Source organism: Vibrio sp. 1580 (genome assembly GCF_033340055.1).
Genome location: NZ_JAWOVT010000714.1, coordinates 1 through 521, shown reverse-complemented (window position 1 = coordinate 521; position 521 = coordinate 1). Strand labels below are relative to the sequence as shown.

Genomic DNA, 521 nt, shown 5'->3' with positions numbered 1-521 from the left:
CCACACCGTTCGCGATTTTCACACGCAAAGCAGCCAAAGATAATTTGGTTTTAAACATCACTTTTCGTTTCATTCGGGCAAAATCAATTCGGAGTAGATTTGAACTGGAGAAGACTTGTGCAGTTTTATAGTGTCCCGCCTTCTCAAGCGGCGCTGGCACTGGGTATGATCGGGCTTGGCCAAGCGTGGGCGCTCTATGTTCCCGATATTGGTACGCCAATTCGTCCTTTTCTGGCTTCATTTGGCGCGTTATTGCTCGCTCCCGTTCTGATTAAGTACGCCACCAATCCTCGCCTATTTATGGCGGATATTAAGCACCCGTTAAGTGGTAGTTTAATGGCACCAATGAGCATGGCATTATTGATCCTGACCGATTATCTCGCGTCGGTTGCACCACTCATTGCCTATCCCCTTTGGTGTTTAGCTGTACTGCTTCATTTTACAATGATGGTGCTGTTTTTTGGCTTCCAGCTCATGAACTTCAAAATGTCGAACATCGTCCCGAGCTGGTTCCTCTACCC

At 47.4% G+C, this 521-nt stretch carries 1 pseudogene; it reads left to right on the top strand.

The features are described 5' to 3' along the window. Positions 1–117 precede the first annotated feature (117 nt). Positions 118–521: pseudogene (locus tag R7093_RS27995) on the top strand (tellurium resistance protein); the annotation flags it as partial.